This is a genomic window from Kitasatospora sp. NPDC048540 (assembly GCF_040651175.1).
Lineage (GTDB): Bacteria > Actinomycetota > Actinomycetes > Streptomycetales > Streptomycetaceae > Kitasatospora.
In genome coordinates this window covers 30,144-55,613 of the sequence record NZ_JBEZIR010000049.1, presented here as the reverse complement: position 1 = coordinate 55,613, position 25,470 = coordinate 30,144, and the positions used below count along the sequence as shown (strand labels likewise).

Here is a 25,470-nt window from a genome sequence, read left to right as displayed (position 1 = left end):
TCATCTGGGCGTTGGCCGGGTCCGGGCCGACACCGGCCGTCCGGGCCGTCCGGCCGGACGGCCCGGTGACCGCACCCCGGTGAAGGGAACCTTGATGGCCCGGATGCCGTCGGCCGAGCGCAGACGCCAGCTGACCGAGGCCGCGATCCGCGCGATGACCCGGGACGGGGTCCCGCGGACCACCACCAGGTCGATCGCCGCCGAGGCGGGCGTGTCGCTGAGCGTCTTCCACTACTGCTTCGACTCCAAGCAGGCCCTGCTCGAAGCGGTGATCGAGGCGATCACCGAGCACTCGGTGGCGAGGGTCCGGGAGGCGATCCGCCCCGGGGCGCGTGTGCAGGGTCCCGCCGGGTCCGCCGCGACTTCGCACACGGGCCCCGGGGGCACCCTGCGCGACACCGTCCGCGCCGGGTTCCAGGCCTACTGGGACCACGTCGCCGCGAGCCCCGGCGAGCACATGCTCACCTACGAACTCACCCAGTACGCGCTGCGCCAGCCCGGCTTCGAGCACCTGGCGCGCCGCCAGTACGAGCTGTACTGCGCCACCTACGGCGAACTCCTCGAACAGCTCTGCGCCGCGACCGGCTCCGAACTCATCGTCCCGGTAGCGGTACTGGCGCGCTACCTGGCCGCCCTGACGGGCGGTCTGACGCTGAACCACCTGGTGCTCGGCGACCCGGCGGGCGCCGCGGAGATCCTGGACATGGTCGCGGACCACGTGGCCGGACTGATCCGGGCACCGGCCGCTCAGCCGCCCTCCGACACCTGAACACCCTCGGCGTCGGGCTTCGGCAGCGACTCCTGGACGAACGCCACCAGCGCCTTCGGGTTGCGGGTCTGCAGGAACACCCGTCCGGGACCGGTGAAGTCGCAGACCAGGAACTGGCCGGTCTTCAGCGAGCGGATGGTGCGCCCGGCCGCGAGCCGGCGGACCGCCAGCGTCGTGCTGCTGTCGTAGGCGACGATGTGCCCGGTGGCGACGGTCACCTGCTCGCCGGGTGCCAGCACGAGGGCGTCGAGGGCGCCGTAGCACCCGAGCACGGCGCTGCCGGCCCCGTCCATCCGCAGCGTGAACCCGCCCTCGCCGCCGAACAGGTTCTGCATGCCCGCCCACTTGGTCTGCGGCTCCACCCCGGGCGAGCACCCCAGCCAGCTGCCCTGGGTGACCTGCAGCGGCTGGTCGGGGGTGACGTCCACGGCCACCACGTCACCGGGGAGCCGGTGCGCCAGGTCGACCCAGCAGCCCTCGCCCTGCGCCGTGAAGTGGCTGAGGAAGAGCGAGCTGCCGCCGACCGCGGCGCGCTTGAGACCCGCCAGGATCCCTCCGCTCGACTTCGCGTCCACCTCGATCCCCGCACTGCACGCGTACATCGACCCCGACTGCGCCGTGAGCGTCTCGCCGGGCGCCAGTGAGCAGCGGGCCACCGCGAATCCGGGGTGGTGACGGGTGTCGGTCCGCATGGCGTCCTCCGGTGCTCGTCGCTGCTGGTCGCTGCTCGCGGGGTCGGACGGGGGCGCCCCGCGCTCCGGGGGCCGCACGGGCGGGGGCGGGGCCCGCCCGTCCATGCTTCCACCGCGTCCGGCGCCCGGCATCCCCGCCGGGCGGGCGCGGGGGCGATGCGGGGGAGCCGGGCGGGACCCGGACGGGTGCGGGCGATGGCGGCGGAGGCCAGGCGCCGCCAAGGTGGTTCGTATGACAACGAGACTTGGGCGTGCTGACCGTGACCGTCTCGCCGCCGCTGTCCTGCACCCGTCCGGGGGCGCCGGGCGCAAGGCGCCGGCCGCGCGGGTGGACGAGGTCGTGCTGGAGGCGGCCATCGCGCTGCTCTGTCAGTACGCGGCCGGGGCCGCCGACGAGCCGATCGGGCGGGCGGCCGCCACCGTCGCCGGCCGGCTCCAGCTGTGCGTGCCGATGACCGCGCTGGTGGTGGACGTCAACGAGCCGGACCCGCCCGACCTCGCCCTGCACTGAAGCAACGCCCCGGCGGGCGCAGACCGGCGCGCCGGGCGTGTCGCGCCGGGGTCCGGGGGAGCGGGGCGTACGGTGGTGGAGCGAGGTCAGGGGCGGCCGTGGCCGCCCCCTCGCCCTGGTCCCCGGGCCCGGCCGCGTCCCCCCGACGGCCGGGCCCGGATCGTTGTGGTCCGGGCGTCCCGGTCCGGGGCGGTCAGCTGCCGCCGTTGACGACCGAGTTCTGGACCGCTCCCGCGGTCAGCTGGCGCTTCGCCAGGATGGCGTCGTAGGTGCCGTTGACCACGAGGGTGTTGACCGCCTTGGTCAGGACGTCCCGCAGCTGGCTGTCGCTCTTGCGGACGGCGATCCCGTAGGGCCGGGGCTGGAGCTGGTTCCCGGCGACCTCGTAGCTCTGCCCGCCGTCGACGGTCTGGGCGCTGTACAGCGCCTTCGGGTAGTCGGTGAGGTAGGCGTCGGCGCGGCCGGCGTGGAGGCTGGCCAGGGCGTCCGCGTCGGCGTCGGTCTGCTGGACCTTGAGCGGCTTGCCGAGGTGCTCGCAGGCCTTCTGCTGGCGGGCGGCGAGGTCGTCGTGGATGGTGCCCTTCTTGACCGCCACGGACTTCCCGCAGATGTCGTCGAGGCCGGCGATCCGCTGGGGGTTGCCCTTGCCGACCACGATGCCGATCCCGGCCATGAAGTAGTCGACGAAGTCGACACCCTCGTTGATCTGCTTGTTGTTCTTGTCGACGCCCTGCTGGCGCTCGCGGGTGTCGGTGATGCCCGAGAGCCCGATGTCGTACTTCTTGTCCAGCAGCCCGGGCAGCACGTTCGCGAAGGGGCCGACGTCCTGGAACTCGAACTTGACGCCCAGCGACTTCTCCAGGGCGGCGGCGACGTCAGGGTCCAGGCCGTCCACCACGCCCTGGGCGTTCTTGAAGATCACCGGCGCCGCGGTGAACGACGAGCCCACCCGGATCACGCCGGCCTTGCGGATCGCCTCGGGCAGCCGGTCGTGGAGCGATTCCTGGCCGCCGCCGGTACCGCAGGCGCCGAGCAGGAGGGCGCCGGTGGTGGCTGCGGCGACGGCGGCGCAGTGGCGGCTGGTGGAGCGGGTCATCTTCGGTACTCCCGGATGGTCGACGCACTGTTCGGGAGTTCGGGACATGGCGGCAGGGTGTGCCGACAGCACCCCACCGGCCCCGTTCCGGTGAGACAGCACCCCGCCCGCGACCGCGGCCCCGGGAGGGGAGGCTGATGAGACTATAACGACCGGTTCATGTCACTCCGCACCGGGGGGATCCGCAGGTGGCGGGCCTCCTGGCCGAGCGGCACAACGTGCCTCCGTACCGGCGGAGTTCGGCGGTCCCCGACGGCGGAGACCGGACGGCGGAACCCTTCAACGGGCATCAGCTCCGCCACCGCTCCGGCAGCGGCCCGGGCAGGGCGGCCCGGCGCTCGCCTGATCGGCCCAGCCGGATCGCCGCGCCCGGGCCGCAGGGTGAGGCTGGCCCCGGGCGTGCGGCCCCGCCGCCCGCCCGCGCCCCGGGCGTGCGGGGGCGAGTCGCACCACCCGTCCCGACGAGAGCGGAGCACCGTGAGCCCCCACCCGCACCCCGTCCCAGGACCGGGTGGCGTGGACGCCGCAGTCCTCGACGCGCTGTTCACCCAGTCGCCGGTCGGCCTGCACGTCCTCGACCCCCGGCTGCGGCTGGTACGGGTCAACACCGCCGCGTACCGCATCAACGACTTCCGCATCCACGAGATGATCGGCAGACCGCTCTGGGACATCCTCACCGCCTTCCAGGTGCCCTCCCCGGACGAGGTCGAGGCACTGGCCCGCGAGATCCTGGAGACCGGCACCCCCGTCCTCGACCTGCGCCTGCACATCGCCGGCCGCGACCCCGCCGTCGAGGCCGTGATGTCCGTCTCCGGGTTCCGGCTCGAGGACCCCGACGGAACGGTGCTCGGCCTGGCCACCTCGCTCACCGACATCACCGAACGCACCCGCGCCGAGGAGCGCCTGCGCCTGCTGGAGAAGGCGGCAGGCACGGTCGGGACGACGCTCGACACCTTCCGCACGGCGCAGGAACTGTGCGACCTCGCACTGCCCGGCTTCGCGGACAGCGCAGCCGTCGACGTCCTCGACCTCGTCCTGCGCGGGGACGCGGTGCCGGCCGGGGCCTGCTGCGGCAACGCCACCGTGCGCCGCGCGGGCTTCCGCTCCGCGTCCGGCCGCCACCGCGAGGGCGTGCCGCGGGTCGGCGAGGTCGACACCTACCCCGGCGGCACCCCGCACTGGGACGTCCTCACCCGCCTGCGGCCCCGGCTGATCCGGCGGATGGGCGCCCACACCCACTGGCTGGACCCCACCCGGCCGCGCGACGCCCGGCTGCTCGCGGCCGGCGTCCACTCGATGATGGTGGTCCCGCTGCGCGCCCGCCGCGTCGTCCTCGGCCTGGTCAGCTTCTACCGCTGGCACAACCAGGTCCCGTTCGGCCGCGCCGACCTGGCCGTCGCCGAACTGCTCGCCTCCCGGGCCGCCCTGTCCATCGACAACGCCCGCCTCTACCAGCGCGAACACTCCGCCGCCCGGATCCTGCGGTCCCACCCGCACCGGCCCCCGGACCTCACGGGCGCCGCCGCCGACACCGCCGGCGCCTACCTCCCGGCCGCGTTCGGCGGCGCCTTCGTCGACGTCATCCCGCTCTCCGGCGCCAGGGTCGCACTGGTCGCCGGCGACACCACCGGACGGAAGTCGTCCGACGCCGCCCAGGCCATGGGCGAGCTGCGGGCCGCACTCACGGCCCTGTCCGACCTCGACCTCGCCCCCGACGAGATCCTCCACCGGCTCCACGACCTGGCCAACGGCCCCGAACAGGACCCCGAACCGGGCGGCGTCCGCCCCGCCTTCGACACCCCCGCGACCGCCACCTGCCTCTACCTCATCTACGACCCCGTGACCCGGCTGTGCACCATGGCCAACGCCGGCCACGCCCTCCCCGTCCTCGCCCACGCCGGCGGCGCGACCGAACACCTGGAGATGCCCCGGGGACCGGCCCTCGGCCGCGGCATCGCCCACTACCCGCTCGCCGAACGCGTCCTGCCCGAAGGTGCCACCCTGCTCCTGCACACCACCGCGCTGCTCCCCGCCGACGGCCCCGCCCACCGCCTCCCGCTCGACCTGCTGCCCCCCGTCCCGGCCGGCCCCACCCCGCCGCTGCAGGAGATCTGCGAAGCCGTCCTCGCCGCCATCGCCCCGGCCCGCCCACGGCACGACGCCGCCCTCCTGCTCGCCCGCACCCACCAACTCGACCGCCGCCACACCGTGTCCTGGACCCTCGACAACCGGCCGCAGGTCGTCTCCGAGGCGCGGAAGCTGATCCGCGACCAGCTGGCGGCCTGGTCCCTCGACACCCTCGCCGACACCACCCAGCTGATCGCCAGCGAGCTGATCACCAACGCCGTCCGCTACGCCGACGGCCCGATCGACCTGCGCCTGATCCGCGACCACACGCTGATCTGCGAGGTCACCGACGACAGCAGCACCGCCCCCCAGCTGCGCCGCGCGCTCGACAGCGACGAACACGGGCGCGGCCTGTTCATCACCGCCCAGCTCACCGACCGCTGGGGCGTGCGCCCGACCGGCCGGGGGAAGACCATCTGGGCCGAGCAGCCGCTGGCGGCGGACGACGCGTGACACCTCCCGGGCGGGCCGCCCCGGGCCCGTCACCCGGGCGGTCGGCGCGGGTCGCCCCGCCCCCGGCGCTCCGAAAGGCTGGGACCTCCCGCTGTCCCCGCCCCTCCCCAGGAGACCCAGCACCATGGCCATGACCCCGCCCGTCCGCCCCCGCCGCCCGTGGGCGGCCGCCGCCGCCCTGCTCGCCGCCACCGCGCTCACCGCAGCCCTCACCGCCGCCACGCCCGCCGGGGCCGCGGACCGGCACCCGGACGGGCCGAAGCCGACCGTGGTGCTGGTGCACGGGGCGTTCGCCGACGCCTCGGGCTGGAACGGCGTCGTGGAGCGGCTGCAGTGCGCGGGCTACCGCGTGGTCGCCCCCGCCAACCCGCTGCGCGGTCTCGCCCAGGACTCCACGTACATCGCGAGCGTGCTGGCGAGCATCGAAGGGCCGATCGTGCTGGCCGGCCACTCCTACGGCGGCGCCGTGATCAGCACCGCCGCCGCCGGGAACCCCCACGTCAAGGCACTCGTCTACATCGCCGCCCTGGTCCCCGACACCGGCGAGGTCATCGGCGAACTGGCCGCCCGGTTCCCGGACACCGAGCTCGGCCCGGCCCTGCAGCCGGTGCCGTTCACCAACGCGGACGGCACCTCGGGCACCGACCTGTACGTCAAGCCCGACAAGTTCCGGCAGGTCTTCGCCGCCGACCTGCCGGAGAACACCACCTCGGTGATGGCCGCGACCCAGCGCCCCATCAGCGCCTCGGCGTTCGCCGACATCGCCACCGCGGCGGCCTGGCACACCATTCCCTCCTGGGCGCTGGTGGCCCGCCAGGACAAGGCGCTGGGGGAGCTGGAACGCTTCGAGGCCGAGCGCGCCCACTCCACGACCGTCGAGATCGACGCCTCCCACGTCGCGATGGTCTCCCACCCGGAGGCCGTCACCGATCTCATCCTGGCGGCCGCGCACACCCAGTGAGCGGCACGTCAATGCGGTGGCGCCCACCGCTGGGACCTGCCACCATCTGCGGATGATCACTCTCGCCGACGACCTCGGCCACCTCTCGTACACCGTCGCCGGCGACGGCCCGCCGGTCGTCCTCGTGCACGCCGGCGTCGCCGACCACCGAATGTGGGACGCGGTGGTGCCCGCCCTCGCCGGGCACCACACCGTCATCCGCTACGACCTGCGCGGCTTCGGCGAGTCCGCGCCCCCGACCGGTCCGTTCCGGGAGACCGACGACCTGGGCCGGCTGCTGGACCATCTCGGCCACCGGCAGGTCCGGCTGGTCGGCGCGTCCTGGGGCGGCCGGGTGGCCGTCGACTTCACGCTCGCCCACCCGGACCGGGTGCGGTCCCTGGCCCTGCTCGCCCCGCCGTGGCCCGGCTACGACTGGTCGGCCGACATGATCGCGTACGACGAGGCCGAGACGGCGGCCCTGGCCGCGGGCGACCTCGAGGCGGCGGTCCGGGTGAACCTGGACATGTGGCTGCGCGGACCGGCCCGCGGCTGGGCGGACGTCGCCCCCGGGCTGGCCGAGCACCTCCGGGCCCCGGTACGGACCTCACTGGTCAACCAGGACACCGTCGGCGAACACTCCCAGGGCGGCCCGCGCGGCGACCTCACGGCGATCGACGTCCCCACGCTGGTCGGGATCGGCGGCCTCGACGTCCCCGACTTCCAGGACATCGCCCGCCGCTACGCCGCCGCGATCCCCGGCGCCGAGCTGGTCGAGTTCCCCATGGCGGCCCACCTCATCGCGCTGGACGCGCCCGCCGAACTCGTCGCGGCGCTCACGCCGTTCCTCACCCGCTGAGCCCGCTGAGCCCGCCGAGCCCGCTGGACCCGCTGACCGTCCGGGCCGGGCTGCCGCTGGCGGCGAACGCCTGACGGTTCGTCGGCGGGTGAACGGCAGCCCACCGGCGACGGGCCGTCCCCGCCGCACCGGACGTACTGGAGCAGGTCTTCCGCCGTGCACTCTCCCGGGGTCAGCTCCGGGCCATCGTGGGAAGGAGCTGCTTCCAGGCGAGTTCGCCGCCGGCGGCCTCCATCACCGCCCACGGGTTCCAGAAGTCGCGGAAGAGGGCGATCCGGCCCTGCTCGTAGCGCACCACCGACAGGTAGGTCTGCCGGTAGTGGCCACCGGTGGCGATCATGGTGCAGTCGCCGGTGAACGACGCGACGAGCAGGCCGCCGTCGCCGTCCTGCGTGGCGGCGTAGAACTCGGGTTCGGAGAAGGCGACCTTCAGCTGCTCGCGGAAGACGGTCATCTGCGCGAGCAGTGCCTCCCGGCCCTGGAACCGGGTGGGGAGACCCCAGGCGGGGTACGGGAATTCGAGGACGCCGTCCGCGGTGAAGCCGTCGACCCACTCCTCGATCCTGCCGTCCGACAGCAGGTCCAGGCCGTACCTGAACAGGTCCTTCAGCTCTTGGGGCGTGGTCATGCGGCTCCTTCTCCTGCGGGGTGGTCAGCGGGGGGTGGTGACGATGCGGCCGAGAACCCGGTCGATCGCCCGGTCGGGCAGCAGCCTGGCCAGCACGCGGCTGCCGATCGCGTCCCGGCCGACGCCGTACCGGGTCCTCGGACGCTCGGCGACCAGGGCGCGGAAGACCACCCGGGCGACGTCGTCGGCGGTCGTGCGGCTGGTCCGGGCCTGGGCCGCGTTGGCGCTCATGAACGGCGGGAAGGTGTCCCGGTAGAGAGCCCGGACGGGCTCGGGGACGCTGTCCAGCGCCCGGGTGCCCGCCTCGTGCATCTTGTCCCAGATCGGCGTCAGGACGGCGCCCGGCTGGACCACCGACACCGCGATCCGCTGCGGGGCGAGCTCGCGCCGCAGCGCGTCGCTGAGTGCCTCCTTGGCGAACTGGGCGGCGGCGTAGGCGCCGAGGTAGGGGATCGCGACGTTCCCGAGGCCGGAGGTCACATTGACGATCCGTCCGGTGCCGGTGCGCAGCAGCGGCAGGAAGCCCTGGATCACCAGCAGTTGACCCGTGACGTTGGTGTCCAGCTGCCGGCGCAGGAGTTCGGCCGGCACGCATTCGAGGGGGGCCGTGACGGCGATGCCCGCGTTGTTGACCAGCCCCCACAGCCCGGCTCCGCCGAGGAGTTCGGTGACCTCGTCCACGGCGGCCCGGACCGACTTCTCCTCCGTCACGTCGACGACCAGCGGGGTCAGCCGTCCGGGCGCGGCCTGGCGCAGCCGTTCGCCGTCCTCGGCGCGGCGGACCCCGGCGAGGACGTGGAAGCCGACCCGTGCCAGGTGGAGCGCGCAGGCCCGGCCCAGCCCCGAGGAGGTGCCGGTGACGACCACGGCGCGGCCCGCCGGTGCAGTGGGACCCGACGACTTGGGCACGTGACTCCTCCGGGTTCGGGGTGTTGCGGTGGACGGGTCGCACGCCGTGTGCCGGCGGCGGGCCGCCGCGCCCGCTCCGCGCGGGCGGCCCCCGTCGGACGGCCGGCAGTGCGGGGTCGTCCGTTCACGGCCGATTCGGCCGGTCCCACAGTAGGGGGTGGCGGAGCGAAGATCCGGGACGCGCGGGCCGGGGGCCTGTCGGGTCATGCCCGTCCCCCGGCGGGCTTCACTCGATGGGGTGAACGGCCCGGCCGGCCCGGCATGGCGGATAGTGCACAAACAACTGGCTGGCCATTGTTGCGGCCAGGTAACCCCCCTTCGTCCCCGAGGAGGAGACATGGCAACAGCCACCCAGGACGTCATCACCGTCAAACTCGAGCGCACGTTCCAGACCATGGACGCCAACAACGACGGCTACCTGGACTGGACGGACTACCAGAAGCTCGCCGACCGCTACATCCAGGCCTACAAGCTCGGCAAGGACGACCGCCGCGCCAGGGCGCTGCAGAGCTTCTGTCAGATCTACTGGCTGGAACTGCTGCGCCACGCCGGCGTGGACGCGGACCGGCTCTCCAAGGACCAGTTCGTTATGGCCAACCGCCTCGCGTCCATCGACACGAGCCGGCTCAACATGGCCGACGGCGCCGGCCACGTCATCTTCGACGTGATCGACGTCGACGGCGACAACGAGATCAGCAAGGACGAGTTCAAGCGCTTCCTGCGGGACGTGTGGCGGACCGAGGCACCCGACTCCATGGACGTGTTCAACAAGCTGGACACCGACGGGGACGGCGCGATCTCGCGTCAGGAGTTCATCCGCGCGGTGCGTGAACACTTCCTCTCGGACAACCCGGACGCACCGGGCAGCCTGTTCTTCGGGCACGTCTGAGCGGATCCGCGCGAGCGGACACCGCGGGGGAGTGACAGGACGTCAGCCCGCGCCGCCGTCGGGGGCGCGCAGCGGGGGTGACGTGCCCCGCACACCGCGCATCCGCTCCGCCCGGAGCACCCGCCCGCCGGGACGGCACTCCCGTCCCGGCGGGCGGGTGTCACCCGGGCCCCGGCGCCACCCCCGGGTTCCCCAGCACCGACGCGTTTCCCCGTCCCGCACCCTTGCCGTGGGCGGCTCGACCACACCGCGAAAGGCCATCTGATGCTGACGCAGCACCCCCACACCTCCGGCGACGTGGGGACCTTCTACAACCGCCACACGGACGTGTACGACAGTGCGCTCGGCGGCAACATCCACGTCGGCTACTGGGACGACGAAGCCGACGACAGCCCCATGCGCGAGGCGACCGACCGGCTGACGGACCTGGTCACCGAACGCCTCGCCCCGGCCGAGGGGCAGCACCTGATCGACGTGGGGTGCGGCCACGGCAGCACCGCGGCCCGCATCATCGCGCACCACGCCGTGGAGATCACCGGCGTCAGCGTCAGCGACTACCAGGTCGACCTGGCCAACAGTCGTCCGCAGCCGCTGGACCTCCCCGGCCGCGCCTCCTTCCGGCTGGCCGACGCCATGGACCTCCCCTTCCCGGACGAGACCTTCGACGGCGCCTACGCCATCGAGTCCCTGATGCACATGAAGGACAAGGCCGCGGCCCTCGGCCACCTCGCGCGGGTCCTGCGCCCCGGCGGCCGGCTCGTCATCGCCGAGCACCACCTCGACGGTGAGCTCGACCTCCCGGACGTGGCCCGGATGGCCGACGCGCAGGCGTTCTTCAAGTTCGCGCTGACCGGCGACCTGTACCGGCGGCTGCTGCGGGAGGCCGGGCTGAAGGTAGTGGACCACACGGACATCACCGAGAACGTCCGGCGCTCCTACGACAGCATGACCGACGCCTGGCGGGAGGCCGCCCGCACCGATCCCGACCGCAGGGCCGCGGGCGAGTGGCAGACGGCCGCCGACCTGGGCGCTTGGTGCTTCGCCGTTCCCCAGCTCCGCTACGGCCTGCTGACCGCCGTCCGCCCCTGAGTCCCGCCCAGTACCGCCGAGGTCGTGAGCCATGCCCGCCCCGCCCGCCCCGAACCGCTGTCCGTACCGCCTGGACGGCGGCGCAGCGGATGTCCACGGCGAAGCCGCGGCGCTGCGCGCGCTCGGGCCCGCCGCCCGCGTCGAGCTGCCCGGTGGGGTGCCGGCCTGGTCGGTGACCGACCCGGGGCTGGTCCGGCGGCTGCTGGTCCACCCCCGGGTGTCCAAGGACGCGCACCGGCACTGGCCCGCGTTCCTCGACGGCGACCTGCCCGCCGACTGGCCGCTGCGGATCTGGATGGACATCCGCACCGTCCAGACCGCCTACGGGCCAGACCACGGCAGGCTGCGGCGGCCGCTCGTCCCCGCGTTCACCGCGCGCCGGGTCCGGGCCCTCGCCCCGTGGATCGAGGAGATCACCGCGAGGCTGCTGGACGGCCTCGAGGAGGCGGCCGCGGCCGCCCCCGGCGGGGTGGTTGACCTGCGCGAGCACTTCGCCGCGAGGCTGCCGTGGCTGACCGTCACCGCGCTGGTGGGCCTGCCGGAGACCCTGCACGACGGCTTCCAGGCCGTCAACGACACGGTCTTCACCACCAACCTGACGGTGGAGCAGGTCGCCGCCAACGCGGCCGAGGCCGCGCAGCTCCTCGGGGACCTGCTCGCGGTCAAGGCCGAGCACCCCGGTGACGACGTCACCAGCGCCCTGCTCGCCGCCCACCGGGCGGGGCAGCTCGACCACCGGGAGCTGGCCGACAGCATCTGGATGATGCTCGGCGCCGGCTACGGCACCACGGCGGGCCTGCTGGACCACGCCGTGGTCAACCTGCTCACCCACCCGGCCCAGCTGGCGCTGGCCGTCTCGGGCCGGGTCGGCTGGGACCAGGTCGTCGAGGAGACCCTGCGCCACCAGGCCCCGGTGGCCAGCTTCATGATGCGATTCCCCACCGAGGACCTGTACGACGAGGCGACCGGGCTGACCTTCGCGCGGGGCGAGGCCCTCGTCATCAACTACGCGGCGGTCGGCCGTGACCCGGGCGTGCACGGCCCGGACGCCGGCCGCTTCGACCTCACCCGCGCCACCGCCCGCGAGCACCTGGCGTTCAGCCACGGCCCCACCTACTGCCTGGGCGCCGAACTCGCCCGCCTCGAAGGGCGGACCGCGCTGGCGGCGCTGTTCACCCGGTTCCCCGGCCTCGAACTCGCCGTCGCGCCCGCCTCACTGGTCCCGCTGCCCTCGCTGATCTTCAACGGGCACCGGGAGATTCCCGTACGGCTCGGAGGAAGTCCCCGCACTTGAGCACCGACCAGCAGACCCTCCACCGGTTGACGGCGTACCAGCAGGACGTGTGGGCCGCCGGGGCCAGCGCACCGCAGTCACCCCAGTTCAACTGCGTCCTCCACGAACGTCTGCTCGGCAGCGTCGACCGCGACCGGCTCGCCGCCTGCGCGGAGCTGGTACTGCACCGCCACGAGACGTTCCGGCTGCGGTTCGCCGACCGGGCGGGGGTGCCGTTCCAGCGGGTGGCGCAGGAGCGTGTCCCGGTCACCGTGGTCGACCTCTCGCACGAACCCGAACCGGACGCCGCCTGCGCCCGCTGGATGCGCCGGTCACTGGCCGGCGCCCTCCCGCTCACCGGCGGCCCGCTGGTCGAGGCCGCGCTCCTGCTGGAGGGCCCGGACGTCACGCACCTGCACGTCAAGGCGCACCACATCGTCGCCGACGGCTGGAGCCTCGACCGGCTCGGCCACGAGATCCTCCACGAGTACGCGCACGCACCGCAGGGCGGCGCGCGGCGCAGCGTTCCCGCGGCGCCGTCCCCGCTGGCCTCCGTCGAGCCGGACGCCGCGTACCGCGCCGGCGCGGACGGCGACCGCGACCGGGCCTTCTACCGGGAGTACCTCCGCGGCGCGGCGCCCGTCCTGTTCGGGCGCACCCGCGCCGAGGGCCCGGGGGAGCGCGGCCGCCACTCCTTCGTGATCGACGGCGCCCTCGTCGGCCGGATCCGCGCGGCGGGCTTCTGGCCGTTCACGTACCTGGCGGCCATGCTCGGCACGTACCTGACGCGGGTGCACCGCAGCGAGGAGGTGATCCTCGGCGTCCCGTTCCTCAACCGGACGTCCGAACCCCACCGGGGCGTACTCGGCCAGTTCGCCAACACCCTGCCGCTGCGGATCGCGGCACCGGGCAGCCGGACCGTCGGTGACCTGCTCGCCGGGATCCAGGACGCCACCCGGGTGCTGCGCCGCCATGAGCGGCTCTCGCTCGGCGACATCCTGCGCGAGGCGCCCGCCACCGGCCACGGCCCGCGGCAGCTCTTCGACGTGACGCTCTCCGCCGTGAACTGGTCCCGGCGGGAGCAGGTCGGCGGCCTGGCACGGCGGACGGCCCTGCGGGCCCCCTCGCACGACCAGCACGCCCTGGCCGTCCTGGTGTCCGCCTTCGACGACACGGCCGCCCTCCGGGTCGACCTGGACCACGCCCGTGACGTCTTCGACGAGGACTCGCCCGTCACCGCCCTGGCCGCCCACCTCACGACCCTGATGGAACACGGCGTCGAACGGCTGGACCGGCCACTGGCGGAGGTACCCATGCTGTCACCCGCCGAGCACCGGGACCTCACCGCCGGGCGCGCCCGCGGCCGGCGGGTACCCCGCGCGGACCGGGCCACCGTGCACGGACTGTTCGAGGCGCAGGCCGCCCGGCACCCGCAGCGGACCGCGGTCATCGCACCGTCCGGCGGCACCCTGACCTACGCCGAACTCGACGCCCGGGCCAACCGCGTCGCGCGGTCCCTGCGGGCGCAGGGCGTCGGCCCCGACGACCGGGTCGCGGTGATGATGCAGCGGGGGCCGGACCTGCCGGCCGCCCTGCTCGGCACACTCAAGGCGGGCGGCGCGTACGTCCCGGTGGACCCCGGCCACCCGGCCGAGCGGGTGCGGTTCCTGCTGCGCGACAGCCGGGCCAAGGTGGTGATCGTCGACGACGACGCCCGCGGCGTCCTGCCCGGGGGCGCGACCGGGCGCCGCATCGGGGACCTGCTGCACGGCAGCGCGGCCCCGGTCGGGCCGATCGCCACCCCCCGCGACCTCGCCTACGTCATCTACACCTCCGGCTCGACCGGGGCACCCAAGGGCGTCATGGTCGAGCACCGCAGCGTGGTCAACCGGCTGGCGTGGATGCAGCGTTGCTACCCGCTCGGCGGGCCGGACGTGCTGCTGCAGAAGACGCCGGTCTCCTTCGACGTCTCCGTCTGGGAGCTGTTCTGGTGGGCCACCGAGGGCGCCACCGTGGCCCTGCTGCCGCCCGGCGGCCACCGGGACCCGCGGGAGGTCCTGAAGGCCGTCCGCGAACACCGGGTCACCGCCGTGCACTTCGTCCCCTCGATGCTCGGCCCGTTCCTCGACCTGCTGGAGGACCCGGCCGCCCGCGCGGCCGTCCGGTCGCTGCGGTACGTCTTCTGCAGCGGGGAGGCACTGCCCGCCGCCGTCGTCGAGCGGTTCAACCGCCTGGCCGAGCGGTGCCGCCGCGAGAGCGGCACCGGACGCTCCCCCCGGCTGGTGAACCTGTACGGCCCGACCGAGGCGACGGTCGACGTCTCCTCCTACGACTGCCCCGGCGACCCCGTGCATGGCATCGCCCGGGTCCCGATCGGCCGGCCGATCGACAACACCGCACTGTACGTCCTGGGCGCCGACGACCTGCCGCAACCCGTCGGGGTCGCGGGCGAACTGTGCATCGGCGGCACCGGGGTCGCCCGCGGCTACCTCGGCCGTCCGGAGCTGACCGCCGAGAGGTTCGGCGAAGACCCGTTCACGCCGGGCGGCCGCCTCTACCGCAGTGGCGACCTGGCCCGGTGGCTCGCCGACGGCACCCTGGAGTACCTCGGACGGCTCGACGACCAGGTCAAGATCCGCGGCCACCGGGTCGAACCCGCGGAGGTGGCCGCCGCGCTGCGCACGGTGCCGGGTGTCCGGGACGCCGTCGTGGCCGGCCGCACCACCGCCGACCGGGGGACCGTGCTGGCCGCCTACTACGTCGCGCACTCCCCGATCGGGGCGCCGGAGCTGCGCGAACGGCTCGGGCGGCTGCTGCCCGCGTTCATGGTCCCGGCCTCCTTCACCCGGATCGACGCCGTGCCGCTGACCCCCAGCGGCAAGGCCGACCGCAACGCGCTGCCCCGGCCGCACGACACCCCCGACGCCACCGGACGCGGCCGGCCGCCGCGCAACCGGGCCGAAACGGTGCTGGCCGAGGTCTGGGCCGCCGTCCTGGGCCACCCTGCCGTCGGGCTCCACGAGGACTACTTCGCCCTCGGCGGCGACTCCATCCTGATGCTCAAGGTCCGCGCCGAGACGGAGGCCCGCGGCCTGACCTTCTCGCTCACCGACCTCCTGCGCCACCCGACGGTAGCCGCACTCGCCGCCCGTACCCGGGACTGCGACGCCCCCGCGGCCCTCCCGGCGCCCTTCGCCCTCGTCAGCGACCTCGACCGGACCCGCACGGGCGACGCCGAGGACGCCTTCCCGCTGACCCGCCTCCAACTCGGCCTGCTCTACCACAGCCGCCGCCACGAGACCTCGGCCAGATACCGGGACGTCTTCCGGTACACCCTCGACATGCCCTGGGACGAGACGGAGTTCCGCCGCGCCTTCGACCGGCTGACGGCCCGGCACCCGGCGCTGCGCTCGGCCTTCGACCTGACCGGCGCCGAACCGCTGCAGGTCGTCCGCCCCCGGGTGGACGGCGGCCTGGACATCGCCGACCTGCGCCCGCTCGACAGCGCGGCGGCCGAGGCCCGGGTACGCGCCCACATCGAGGACCGGCGCCGCCACCGCTACGCCTTCGACCGGGCACCGCTGTACCTGTTCCGCGCCCACCTGCGGCCCGCCACGGTCGACCTGGTCCTCAGCTTCCACCACGCGCTCCTCGACGGCGGCAGCGTCGCCACGCTGCTCCAGGAACTGCTCCGGGACTACGCCCACGGCCTGGGCCTCGGCGCGGACCCGGTCGAGGACACGGTGCTCCCGTCACCGGCCACCCACGTACGGCTGGAGCAGGCCGCCCTGCGGTCGACGGAGGCCCGGCAGTACTGGCGGCAGAAGCTGGCCGGCTGCGAACCCCTGCCGCTCGAGTCCTTCCCGCCGCACCGGCCCGCCACCGCCCGCCGGCCCGCCTCGCGCCGGGTCGACCTGCCCGGCGCCCTCGTCGAGGGCGTACGGCGCCTCGCCGCCGACCACACCCTGCCGGTGAAGTCCGTCCTCCTCGCGGCGCACGCCCTGACGCTGGCGATGCTCGCCGGCACCCGCGACGTCACCACCGGGCTGATCACCCACGGCCGGCCCGAACTAGCCGGGGCGGAGCGGATCGCGGGCCTGTTCCTCAACACCGTGCCCGTCCGCCTGGACACCGCACGCGGCAGCTGGCTCGCCGTGGCGCGCGAGGCCTTCCACCAGGAGCAGGAGGGCCACCCCCACCGCCGCCACCCCCTGAGCGCCATCCAGGAGGACCACGGCGGGCCCGTCCTGGACACCGCGTTCAACTACGTGCACTTCCGCCAGCTCTCCGGCATCCTCGCCCTGCCCGGCCTGCGGCTCACGCAGTTCCACAGCTGGGAGGAGAGCGACTTCCGGCTCCTGGTGAACGCGGTCACCGAACCCGACGGCACCGGGATGTGGCTGCGGATCGACTGCGACGGCACGACGTTCTCCGCCGAACAGGGCGACACCTTCGCCGCCGGCTACCTCGGCATCCTGCACCGCATGGTGGAACAGCCCCACGCCGAACCGGACTTCGCCTTCCTCGCCGCCCCGCCGCCGCCGGCCCCCCGCACCGAGCACCCCACCGTGACGGCCCGCTTCACCGAACAGGCCGCCCGCACCCCGTACGCCACCGCCCTGGTGCTGGGCGACGAACGCTGGAGCTACGCCCGGCTGGCCGACACCGCGGAACACGTGGCGGCGCGGCTGCACGCCCTCGGCCCCCCGGCCAACGCCCGGATCGGCATCGCCATGGACCGCTCGCCGCTGGCCGTCGCCGTGCTGCTGGGCGTCCTGCGGGCCGGCTGCGCGGCCGTCCCGCTGGACGTCGGCTACCCGGCGCCCCGGCTGGCCGCGATGCTGGCCCAGGCCAGGCCCTTCCGCGTCGTCACCGGACCGGCGTACGCGCACCTCGTCGGTGATCCGGCGCTGCCGCTGCCCGCGGAGGCGCTCGCCGCACCGGCGCCGCCGGACTGTCCGGCCCCGCCCGGGCCGGACGCCGGGAGCACCGCGTACCTCCTGTTCACCTCGGGCTCCACCGGAACGCCCAAGGGCGTCGCGATGCCGCACCGCGCCCTGGCCGGCCTGGTCGCCTGGCAGACCCGCGCGCCCAGCGCCGCCGCCGGAGGGGTGACCCTGCAGTACGCTCCGCTGAGCTTCGACGTCTCCTTCCAGGAGATCCTCTCCACGCTGTGCTCCGGCGGCACCCTGTGCCTCGCACCCGACGCCGAGCGGCGCGACCCGCCCGCACTGCTGCGCCTGCTCGAGCGCGAGCGCGTCGAACGGGTCTTCCTCCCCCCGGTGGCCCTCCAGCAACTGGCCGAAGCCGCCCGCGCGCTGGGCATCACCCCACCGGCCCTGCGGGTGGTCATCACCAGCGGCGAGCAGCTGCGCGTCACCCCGGAGATCCGCGCACTGTTCGCCGCACTGCCGGGAGCCGTGCTGGAGAACCAGTACGGCCCGACCGAGACCCACGTGGTCACTACCTTCACGATGACCGGGGACCCCGAGGACTACCCCGCGCTGCCGCCGATCGGCCGCCCCGTCGACGGCGCCGAGGTGCACCTCCTGGACGAGCGGCTGCGACCGGTCCCGGCCGGCGCGCGCGGCAGCATCCACCTCGGCGGCCCCTGCCTCGCCGACGGCTACGAGGGCCGCCCGGACCTCACCGCCGAGCGCTTCCTCCCGCACCCGACCGCCGACCCGGACCGCAGGCTCTACCGCACCGGCGACCTCGGCATGACGCTTCCCGGCGGCGACATCGTCTTCCTCGGACGCGAGGACAGCCAGGTCAAGGTACGGGGCTTCCGCGTCGAGCCCGCCGAGGTGGAAGTCGCCCTCACCGGCCCGGCGGACCGCCACCCCGGCCTCGCCGACGCCGCCGTCGTGGCCCGTCGGCGCGCCGACGGCGAGACCGTCCTCGCCGCCTTCCTCCTCGGCGAGGGCACCGACGAGGACCTGGCCCGCATCCGCGAGCGGCTGCGCGCCACCCTGCCCGACCACCAGGTCCCCTCCCACCTGCAGTGGATCCCCCGGTGGCCGCTGACCCCCAGCGGCAAACGCGACGACGCCGCACTGCGCCGCCTCCCTCTGACCGCGCCCGGCCGCGCCCCCGCCGCCGGGCCGCGCGACGCGTACGAGCGGGCACTGACCGAGATGCTCGCGGACGTGCTGTCGCTGGACACCGTCGGGGTGCACGACAGCCTCTTCGACCTCGGCGGCACCTCGCTCACCGTGATGCGGCTGGTGGTCAGGATCGAACAGCGCTACCGCGTGCACCTCCCCCTCGCCGAGTTCATCGCGACACCCACCCCCGCGGGCCTCGCGGCCCGGCTGCGCGACGGCGGCGCGCGAGCCGTCCACGACCCGCTGGTGCCGATCCGCCCGCAGGGCACCCACCCGCCCCTGTTCCTGGTCCACCCGATGGGCGGCAACGTGCTGTGCTACCTGGCCCTCGCCCGGCACCTCCCGGACGGCCGGCCGCTGCACGCCCTCCAGGCCGCCGGAGCCGACCCCGGCACCACCCCGCTGCGCAGCGTCGAGGAGCTCGCGGCCCGGTACCTCACCGCGCTGCGGACCGTGCAGCCGCACGGCCCCTACACCATCGGGGGCTGGTCCTTCGGCGGCTTCGTCGCCTTCGAGATCGCCCGCCGGCTGCGCGCGGCGGGCGAGGAGGTGGCCCGCCTGCTGGTGCTGGACACCACCGCCCTGCACCAGGGACCACGCGCCCCCCACGGCGACGACGCCCTGCTGGGCTGGTTCTTCCACGAGCTGATCCGGCCCGGGGACGGCGCCGCGCCCGCCCCGGGGACCGTCCCCGCCGGACCCGGCCCACTCGAGGAGAAGTTCGCGGTCATGGCCCGCCTCGCCGCCGAGCGGGGCGTCCTGCCGGCCGGCAGCTCCGGGGCCGCCATCCGCCGCCTGTTCGACGTCTACCGGGCCAACTGGCAGGCCACGCTGGACTACCGGCCACCGCGCGAGGACCACGACCTCACCCTGATCCGCGCCTCGGAACCGCTGCCCGCCGTCCTGGCCGACCTGCACCGCGCCGCCGGAACCTGCCACCAGGACCCCCGCAACGGCTGGAGCGGCATGACCGGCGGCCGGATCCACGTCGTCCCCGTCCCCGGCAACCACCTGACCATCATGGAGGAACCGCACGTGGCCCACCTCGCCGACACCGTCGCCCGCCTGACCGGCACCGGCCCCGCCCGAACCGGCCGGGAGAGCTGACGCCATGACCACCGGACAGCGGACGAAGGTCCTGGTGATCGGCGCCGGCGTCGGCGGCCTAGCCTGCGCGCTCACCCTGCGGCGCGTCGGCCTCGACGTCGAGGTGTACGAGCGCGCCACCGAGCTGCGCACCACCGGCTCGGCCCTGTCGGTCATGAGCAACGCCGTCACCGCCCTGGCCACCCTCGGCATCGACCTGGCCCTCGACAAGCGCGGCCAGGCCGTCGAGTCGTTCAGGATCATGGACCGGCGTGGCCGGCGGATCAGGGACCTGCCGTTCAAGGAGGCCTGCGACACGGCCGGGGCACCCAGCTTCTGCCTCGGCCGCGCGGAGCTCCAGGAGGCGCTGCTGGCGGAACTCGGGGACTGCCCGATCCACCTGGGGGCGACCGCCGCCGGCTTCGGGACCACCGGCGCGGGCGTCACCGTCCGCTTCACGGACGGCCGTTCGGCGGACGGGGACGTCCTGATCGGCGCCGACGGCATCAACTCGGCCGTCCGGCGCCACCTCGTCGGCCCCGAGACCGCACGGGACGGCGGCTACCTCGTCCGGCTCGGCATCGTCCCCTTCCGGCACCCGCTCCTCACCACGGGCGGCGTACGCCACTACTGGGGCAGCGGACAGCGTTTCGGCCTCATCGACATCGGCCACGGCCGCTGCTACTGGTGGGCGACCACCAGCACGCGTACGGCCGGGTCCGCCGACGGGCCGACCGCCGACCGCGTCAAGGACACCCTCGCCGACGCATTCGCGGACTGGGCGGACGAAGTGCGGGAAACCATCCGGGTCACGCCGCCGCAGTCCATCCTCACCGTCCCCTCCCAGGACCGCGCCTTCCTGGAACGGTGGGGCGACGGCCGCGTCACCCTGCTCGGCGACGCCGCGCACCCCATGCTGACGGCGCTCGCCCAGGGGGCCGCCATGGCCATCGAGGACGCCGTCGTGCTGGCCGGTACGCTCGCCGGGACCACCGCCGGCGACGACCCGGCACCGGCTCTGCGCGCCTACGAGGACCGCCGCCGCGACCGGGCGCGGGCCATGGTGGCCGAATCCCGGGCGGTCAGCGACCTGGAACAGGCGACCCACCCCGCCCGGCGCCTGCTCCGGGACGGCTACTTCCGGCTGGTACCCCGCCAGGTCCTCACCCGGCGGCTGACCCAGGCGCTCACCTACCCGGACCCCACGGTCACCGGACCCGGCGGCGTGCGGCGCGAACTCAGCCCCCTGGAGCGCCTGTACTGGATCGCCGACCGGACCTCACCCCTCAACGTCCTCGCCCGGGCCCGCGTCCACGGCCACCTGCCCCCGGAGCTGCACCGCCGCGCCCTCGACGCGCTCCAGCTCCGGCACCCCCTGCTGCGCGTCGCGATCACCGACGACGGCACCGGATCGCACCCGGCCTTCACCCCGTGCGACGGACAGCAGATCCCGCTGCGGCACGTCGAGGTGCCGCCCGGCGACCCCGAGGCCGACACCCGGTGGGAGCGGGAGGTCAACGACCGCGAACTGGCGGAGTCCGTCGACTCGTCCACCGGGCCGCTGCTGCGCGCGGTGGTGATCACCTCCGGCGGGACCGACGGTGACGGCCAAGGACGCGTCCACGACCTGCTGCTGACGGCATCGCACACCATCGCCGACGGCAAGACCTGCCTGTCCCTGCTCCGGGAGTGGATCGACCTCGCCGCACGGGCCGCCACCGGCACACCGCTGCGGATCACCCCGCTGCCCGTACGGCCCGCCACCGAGGACCTGCTCCCGCGCCGCCACCGTGGCACGGCAGGCGTCTCGGGGCTCAAGGCCATGATGGTGCGCGACCAGGCGGACGCCGGGCCGGGCCCCGCACAGCGCGTCGTCCCCAGCCGCCACGTGCCGTTCGAGCAGCGGCGCACCCGGATGCTGCACCGGTCCCTCACCGCCGACCGGCTGGACATGCTGGTGGAGGCGGCCACCCGCCACGGCACCACGGTCCACGGGGTGCTCGCCGCCGCAATGGTGACGGCCGTCGCCCGGGATGCCGGAACCCCGGCGGGCGGACACGTCTCGATCGGCTCGCCGGTCGACTTCCGGCGTGATCTCGACCCGGCCGTCGCCCTCGACGAGGCCGGCACCTACGTGGCCACCGTCCCCACCCGGGTCCGCTACGAGCCAGACCGGCCGCTGTGGTCGACGGCCCGGGAGATCAGCCAGGACCTGGTACGCCGCCGCGCCCGCGAGGACCACCTGGCCATGCTCAGCCTGCCGCGCTGGGCGGGGCTGGACTCGCCGCAGGAGTGCGCGTCGTTCATGCGCTTCATGGACGAGCAGGGGCCGATCAACCTGTGCCTGTCCAATGTCGGCCGCTACGAGTTCCCCGACCGGGTGGGCTCCTGGCAGGTGAGCGAGGCCCAGTTCCTGACGGGCATCTCGATCATGGGCGCCGTCGTGGCGACGGCCACCACCTGCCACGGCCGGCTCGCCTGGAACTTCAGCCATGTCGAGCACCTCGTCCCGCACGCGCGGGCACAGCGGATCGCCGACGAGTCCGTGCGGAGCGTGCTGTCCGCACTCCCGGGGTGACCGTTCACCGCGTCACGGCTGCGAGACTCCGGCCCTGTTCTGCATCAGCCGCGCGATGTCGGCCAGGGTCGGCGCGTCCGCCAGTTCGTCGTGGTCGATCACCAGCCCCGAGTCCTCCTCCAGCACGATGGACAGCTCCACCGCGAACAGCGAGTCCAGACCCAGCGCCGCCGGTGTGGCGGTGGGGGAGAGCAGTTCGGGCCGCACCTGGAACCGGCCGGTCAGGACGCTGGCCAAAGTGTCGTACACGTCGTCTCTCCGGAACGGTCGGTGCGAGCGGGGGAGGGTCGGTCGTACCAGGGCGGCGGCGCGCAACCGGCGCCGGGCGGCGGCTCAGTCGTATCACGCCGAACCGCCCGGCGGGCGGACTGACGCGCGGCCGCGGGATCGGGCGAACCCCTGGTCAGGTGCGGCGAGATGGAAGGGGACACCGCTGCGGCGCGCCTCGCCGAGCCGTCCGAGCAGCTCGAACTGCTCCGCCGGAACCAGCGGCTCCCACTCCCGCAGGCTGCGTACCGCGTGGTCGGTGTGCTCCGCCGGGTCCAGGACGATCGCGGAGATCTCCGCGGCCGTCATGACACCGCCGTCGAAGACGAACCCCACCCGGGTGGGCAGCCGCGCGGTCGGCGGCCGGAACACCGAGGCGAGGAACCGCGGCTCCCCGGTGAGAATGCGGCCGGTCTCCTCCCTGGTCTCCCGGACCGCGGCCTCCCAGGGCGTCTCGCCGGGGTCGAGCATGCCGCCCGCCAGGAGCTGCCAGCCCTTGTGGTGGTACTTCAGCAGGATCGGCCGTTCCGCCTCGTCGGTGGTGTAGGTGCACGCCCAGCCCAGGGCGTACGGGTGGCCGCCGAAGAGCCAGCGGTGGCTCGGAGGAAGCGTCATCGGCCGGCCCCGCCGTCGGTCCAGGCGGCCACCTGGCGGGCCAGTACGTCCGCGGCGTCCGGGGTCGTCGCCCGCAGAGCGAGCAGGCCGGCCATGATGACGTCGCACAGCTCGCCCTGGAGCTCGGCCAGGGTGTGGCTGTGGCCCTTGCGGGGGTTGGCGCCGATGACACCCAGGAGCGCCTGGGCCGCCTCGCCGACCTCCTCCTGCAGTTTCACCACCTGCATGGTCAGCAGCGGCTGCCCGAGCTCGGCGCAGTGCCGGTCGAGCGTCCGGTGCCGCAGCTCGACCGCCGCCCAGATCTCCGGCAGGCCCGTCAGCAGCCGTACCTCCAGCTGCCGCAGGAGGACCTTCAGCGCGGGCGGCATCGGCAGCGACCCCACCTCGGCGAGCGGCACCAGCCGCAGCTCCTGGCCCTCCCCGAGCACCAGTTCCGCGGGGTCGACCTCATGGACGGCGTGGAAGAAGCGCATTCCTTCGGTACCCGTCCCGGCGGCCGGCGCCGGGAGGAACGGCAGCAGCCCGGGGACGTCCAGCCCGGTCTCCTCCCGCAACTCGCGCCGGGCGGTCTGGTACGGGGTCTCGCCGGCCTCCCGGCGGCCGCCGGGGACCACCCAGTGGGCGGGCCAGCTGATGTCGGGCCGGTCGTCCCGGAGTTGGAGCAGGACCTCGTGACGGCTGGTGGTGATGATCGCATCGGCGCTGCTGAAATCGTCCATCCTCTCATTCTGGGTGCACCACAACGAAGTTGACGGCCAGCCACCCGAACGGGTGGCATTCGTCCGCTGTGGCGACCGTCCCGCGGGGACGCCTGGAGCCCGTCACCCCGTGGTACGGGTGGCGGGCTCCCAGAGGCGGACTCGCGGCGGGTCAGTCACGCAGGGCCAGCAGCAGGGCCGGCACGATGAGCAGCAGCAGCCAGGGTTCGGCGAGGGCGGCCACCCCCAGTCCGGTGTAGACGGCGGCCTCGGCGGCCCGGCGCCGGGTGCGCCGGCGCTTCTTGTCCGCCTTCTTGTCCACCTTCTTGTCGGTCCTCCGGGCCACCTTGTCGTCCTGCTCGGCGCGGCGCTGGTCGGTCTGCTTCTCCAGGGACAGGGGCAGCTCGGTGTGGTTCTCCATCATCGTTTCCTCCACGGGGTGTTGGTGGGTGGGGAGCGGGGTGGTGCGGGAGACGGTCAGGTCAGGCCAGGTCGGCGTCCGGGATCCAGGAGCCGTGGATCATGGCGGGGACCCGGCGGGGCAGGTGGACGGTGGCGACCGGCGGCAGGGTCAGGTCGGAGGCGTCCAGGACGAGCAGCCTCGAGGCGTCCGCGTTCAGGTCGCTGACCACGGTCAGCAGGTACCCGCCGTCCTCGTCCGCACCGTCGGCGGACGCCACGAACACCGCCTCGCTGGGGAGTTGCCCGGTGCCGACCGGCCGGAGCTGCCGGGCGCCGGTGGCGCGGTCGTACTTGACCAGGGTGTGGTTGCCGATGCCCAGGTCGTCCGGGAACGCCAGCGCGTACTGGTAGCGGTGCTCGCGGCCGACGAAGGCGTCGTTGATGGTCGGGAACTCCACCACCAGGTCGTCGGTGTCCTCCTCGCTGACCCGGCCTGCGGTCAGGTCGATGGACCAGCGCCGGCTGCGCGAACCGGAGTTGGGCTCGGCACCGCGGTCCGGCGCGCCGACCCACCAGTTCCACGAACGCTGCCAGCCGGCGCGGCCGACCGCGGGGCCCTCGACCACGATCCGGCCGTGGGCGTCCTCGTAGGCGTTGGCGAGGTGCATCGCATACCCCTGGCCGATCTCGAACCAGCGGACCTCGGCGGCTCGGCCTTCGCCGCGCGGCATCACGCCGATCCGCGAGGTCTGCGCGTCGTTCCAGCCGTACGGGATGCCGGAGTGCTCGTTCGGGTCGAAGGTGACGGTGCCCTCCAGGAAGACCACGTGGTGCTCGGTGATGGCGAAGTCGTGCTTCAGCGCGGCGCTCGCACCCGGTACCTCCTGGCTCGTCAGTACGTGGCCGTCGGCCGACGCGACGTGGTGGATCAGGTAGGGCGGGAAGGGCGAGGAGGCGAAGAAGTGCAGCTCGCCGGTGACCGGGTCCTCCTTGGGGTGCGCGGTCATCGCCGAGGTCAGCTTGCCGTTGAAGTCGTAGGCGCCGACGGTGTCCAGGTCCCGGGTCAGCTCGAACGGCAGGTTGGCCTCGCAGAGGGCGAGCAGGCGTCCGCCGTGCTCGATGACGTGGGTGCCGGCGGTGCTGGCGGTCAGGTCGGGGCCGTGTTCGGTCATGTAGGGGGCGCCGTCGAGGGCCGGGGTGTGCACCCAGCGGTTGCGGTACCACTCGGCGCGGCCGTCGCGCAGCCGGATGCCGTGGACCATGCCGCTGCCCTTGAACCAGTGGGTGGGGGTGACGCCGGGCTTGGGGTTGTGACTGTTGCGGATCAGCCGGCCGGTCAGCTCCGGGGGCAGGGTGCCCTCGACGGTGAGGGCGGTGGCGGTGATCTCGTCGGCGACGGGGGTGTAGTGGCCGGTCAGGTACGGCTTGCTGGTCATGTTCGGTTCCTCGGGTCGGATGGATCGAGTAGGTGTGGGGTGTCCT

The 25,470-nt window shown here is 74.3% G+C and carries 19 protein-coding genes; 10 read left to right on the top strand and 9 right to left on the bottom strand.

The annotated features are described in order from the left end of the window. Positions 1–94 precede the first annotated feature (94 nt). Entirely contained in the window at positions 95–769 is a 675-nt protein-coding gene (locus tag AB0D08_RS20510) for a TetR/AcrR family transcriptional regulator (protein ID WP_359890442.1), read from the top strand. On the opposite strand, the gene AB0D08_RS20505 is transcribed toward AB0D08_RS20510, so the two are convergent. Next, on the bottom strand, positions 748–1,461 hold the full coding sequence (locus tag AB0D08_RS20505; RefSeq protein WP_359890436.1) for a TIGR00266 family protein: 714 nt from the start codon (positions 1,459–1,461) through the stop codon (positions 748–750). The two genes, AB0D08_RS20510 and AB0D08_RS20505, sit on opposite strands and share 22 nt — an antisense overlap. A 232-nt stretch (positions 1,462–1,693) precedes the next feature. On the opposite strand from AB0D08_RS20505, the gene AB0D08_RS20500 reads away from it, so the two are divergent. After that, entirely contained in the window at positions 1,694–1,972 is a 279-nt protein-coding gene (locus AB0D08_RS20500) for a hypothetical protein (protein WP_359890433.1), read from the top strand. Positions 1,973–2,165: 193 nt separating this feature from the next. Here the strand turns inward: AB0D08_RS20500 and AB0D08_RS20495 are convergent, their stop codons facing one another. Next, positions 2,166–3,068 carry an ABC transporter substrate-binding protein gene (locus tag AB0D08_RS20495; protein ID WP_033824249.1) on the bottom strand — a complete coding sequence of 301 codons (903 nt, stop codon included), beginning with the start codon at positions 3,066–3,068 and terminating at the stop codon, positions 2,166–2,168. Between the two features lie 516 nt (positions 3,069–3,584). Between AB0D08_RS20495 and AB0D08_RS20490 the strand changes: the two genes are divergently transcribed. The 3 genes from AB0D08_RS20490 (at position 3,585) to AB0D08_RS20480 (ending at position 7,447) form a co-directional block, all read left to right on the top strand. Then, positions 3,585–5,648, top strand: coding sequence for a SpoIIE family protein phosphatase (locus AB0D08_RS20490; protein ID WP_359890431.1), 2,064 nt, complete (start codon positions 3,585–3,587; stop codon positions 5,646–5,648). Between the two features lie 124 nt (positions 5,649–5,772). Next, a complete protein-coding gene (locus AB0D08_RS20485; RefSeq protein ID WP_359890429.1) occupies positions 5,773–6,609 on the top strand; it encodes an alpha/beta hydrolase in 837 nt (278 codons plus the stop codon). Positions 6,610–6,661: 52 nt separating this feature from the next. Continuing rightward, on the top strand, positions 6,662–7,447 hold the full coding sequence (locus AB0D08_RS20480; RefSeq protein WP_359890426.1) for an alpha/beta hydrolase: 786 nt from the start codon (positions 6,662–6,664) through the stop codon (positions 7,445–7,447). A gap of 172 nt (positions 7,448–7,619) precedes the next feature. On the opposite strand, the gene AB0D08_RS20475 is transcribed toward AB0D08_RS20480, so the two are convergent. Together AB0D08_RS20475 and AB0D08_RS20470 are read right to left on the bottom strand one after the other, a co-directional pair. Next, positions 7,620–8,075, bottom strand: a complete 456-nt coding sequence (locus tag AB0D08_RS20475; RefSeq protein ID WP_359890424.1) for a nuclear transport factor 2 family protein — start codon at positions 8,073–8,075, stop codon at positions 7,620–7,622. Between the two features lie 24 nt (positions 8,076–8,099). Beyond that, positions 8,100–8,984 (bottom strand): SDR family NAD(P)-dependent oxidoreductase, encoded by an 885-nt coding sequence (locus AB0D08_RS20470; protein ID WP_033823489.1) that lies wholly within the window; start codon positions 8,982–8,984, stop codon positions 8,100–8,102. Positions 8,985–9,321: 337 nt separating this feature from the next. Between AB0D08_RS20470 and AB0D08_RS20465 the strand changes: the two genes are divergently transcribed. From AB0D08_RS20465 to AB0D08_RS20445, 5 genes are all read left to right on the top strand, one after another. Continuing rightward, positions 9,322–9,873, top strand: coding sequence for an EF-hand domain-containing protein (locus tag AB0D08_RS20465; protein WP_082526932.1), 552 nt, complete (start codon positions 9,322–9,324; stop codon positions 9,871–9,873). A gap of 264 nt (positions 9,874–10,137) precedes the next feature. Continuing rightward, positions 10,138–10,962 (top strand): methyltransferase domain-containing protein, encoded by an 825-nt coding sequence (locus AB0D08_RS20460; protein ID WP_359890420.1) that lies wholly within the window; start codon positions 10,138–10,140, stop codon positions 10,960–10,962. Between the two features lie 31 nt (positions 10,963–10,993). Further along, positions 10,994–12,256: a cytochrome P450 gene (locus AB0D08_RS20455; RefSeq protein WP_359890417.1), complete on the top strand. Its 1,263-nt coding sequence runs from the start codon at positions 10,994–10,996 to the stop codon at positions 12,254–12,256. Beyond that, complete coding sequence (locus AB0D08_RS20450; RefSeq protein WP_359890415.1) at positions 12,253–19,449, top strand: amino acid adenylation domain-containing protein; 7,197 nt, start codon at positions 12,253–12,255, stop codon at positions 19,447–19,449. Before AB0D08_RS20455 ends, AB0D08_RS20450 begins: the two co-directional genes overlap by 4 nt. Positions 19,450–19,453: 4 nt before the next feature. Continuing rightward, entirely contained in the window at positions 19,454–22,006 is a 2,553-nt protein-coding gene (locus AB0D08_RS20445; protein ID WP_359890413.1) for an FAD-dependent monooxygenase, read from the top strand. Positions 22,007–22,018: 12 nt separating this feature from the next. Here AB0D08_RS20445 and AB0D08_RS20440 read toward each other — a convergent pair whose 3' ends face one another. The 5 genes from AB0D08_RS20440 to AB0D08_RS20420 form a co-directional block, all read right to left on the bottom strand. Then, on the bottom strand, positions 22,019–22,255 hold the full coding sequence (locus tag AB0D08_RS20440) for an acyl carrier protein (RefSeq protein WP_033823493.1): 237 nt from the start codon (positions 22,253–22,255) through the stop codon (positions 22,019–22,021). A 93-nt stretch (positions 22,256–22,348) separates the two neighbouring features. Beyond that, the gene (locus AB0D08_RS20435) at positions 22,349–22,888 is read right to left on the bottom strand and encodes an NUDIX hydrolase (RefSeq protein ID WP_359890410.1); all 540 of its coding nucleotides are present in this window, start codon (positions 22,886–22,888) and stop codon (positions 22,349–22,351) included. Next, on the bottom strand, positions 22,885–23,607 hold the full coding sequence (locus tag AB0D08_RS20430; RefSeq protein WP_359890408.1) for an NUDIX domain-containing protein: 723 nt from the start codon (positions 23,605–23,607) through the stop codon (positions 22,885–22,887). Before AB0D08_RS20430 ends, AB0D08_RS20435 begins: the two co-directional genes overlap by 4 nt. A gap of 151 nt (positions 23,608–23,758) precedes the next feature. Beyond that, positions 23,759–24,010: a hypothetical protein gene (locus AB0D08_RS20425; protein WP_149038463.1), complete on the bottom strand. Its 252-nt coding sequence runs from the start codon at positions 24,008–24,010 to the stop codon at positions 23,759–23,761. 58 nt (positions 24,011–24,068) lie between these two features. Continuing rightward, entirely contained in the window at positions 24,069–25,424 is a 1,356-nt protein-coding gene (locus tag AB0D08_RS20420) for a carotenoid oxygenase family protein (RefSeq protein ID WP_359890406.1), read from the bottom strand. Positions 25,425–25,470 lie beyond the last annotated feature (46 nt).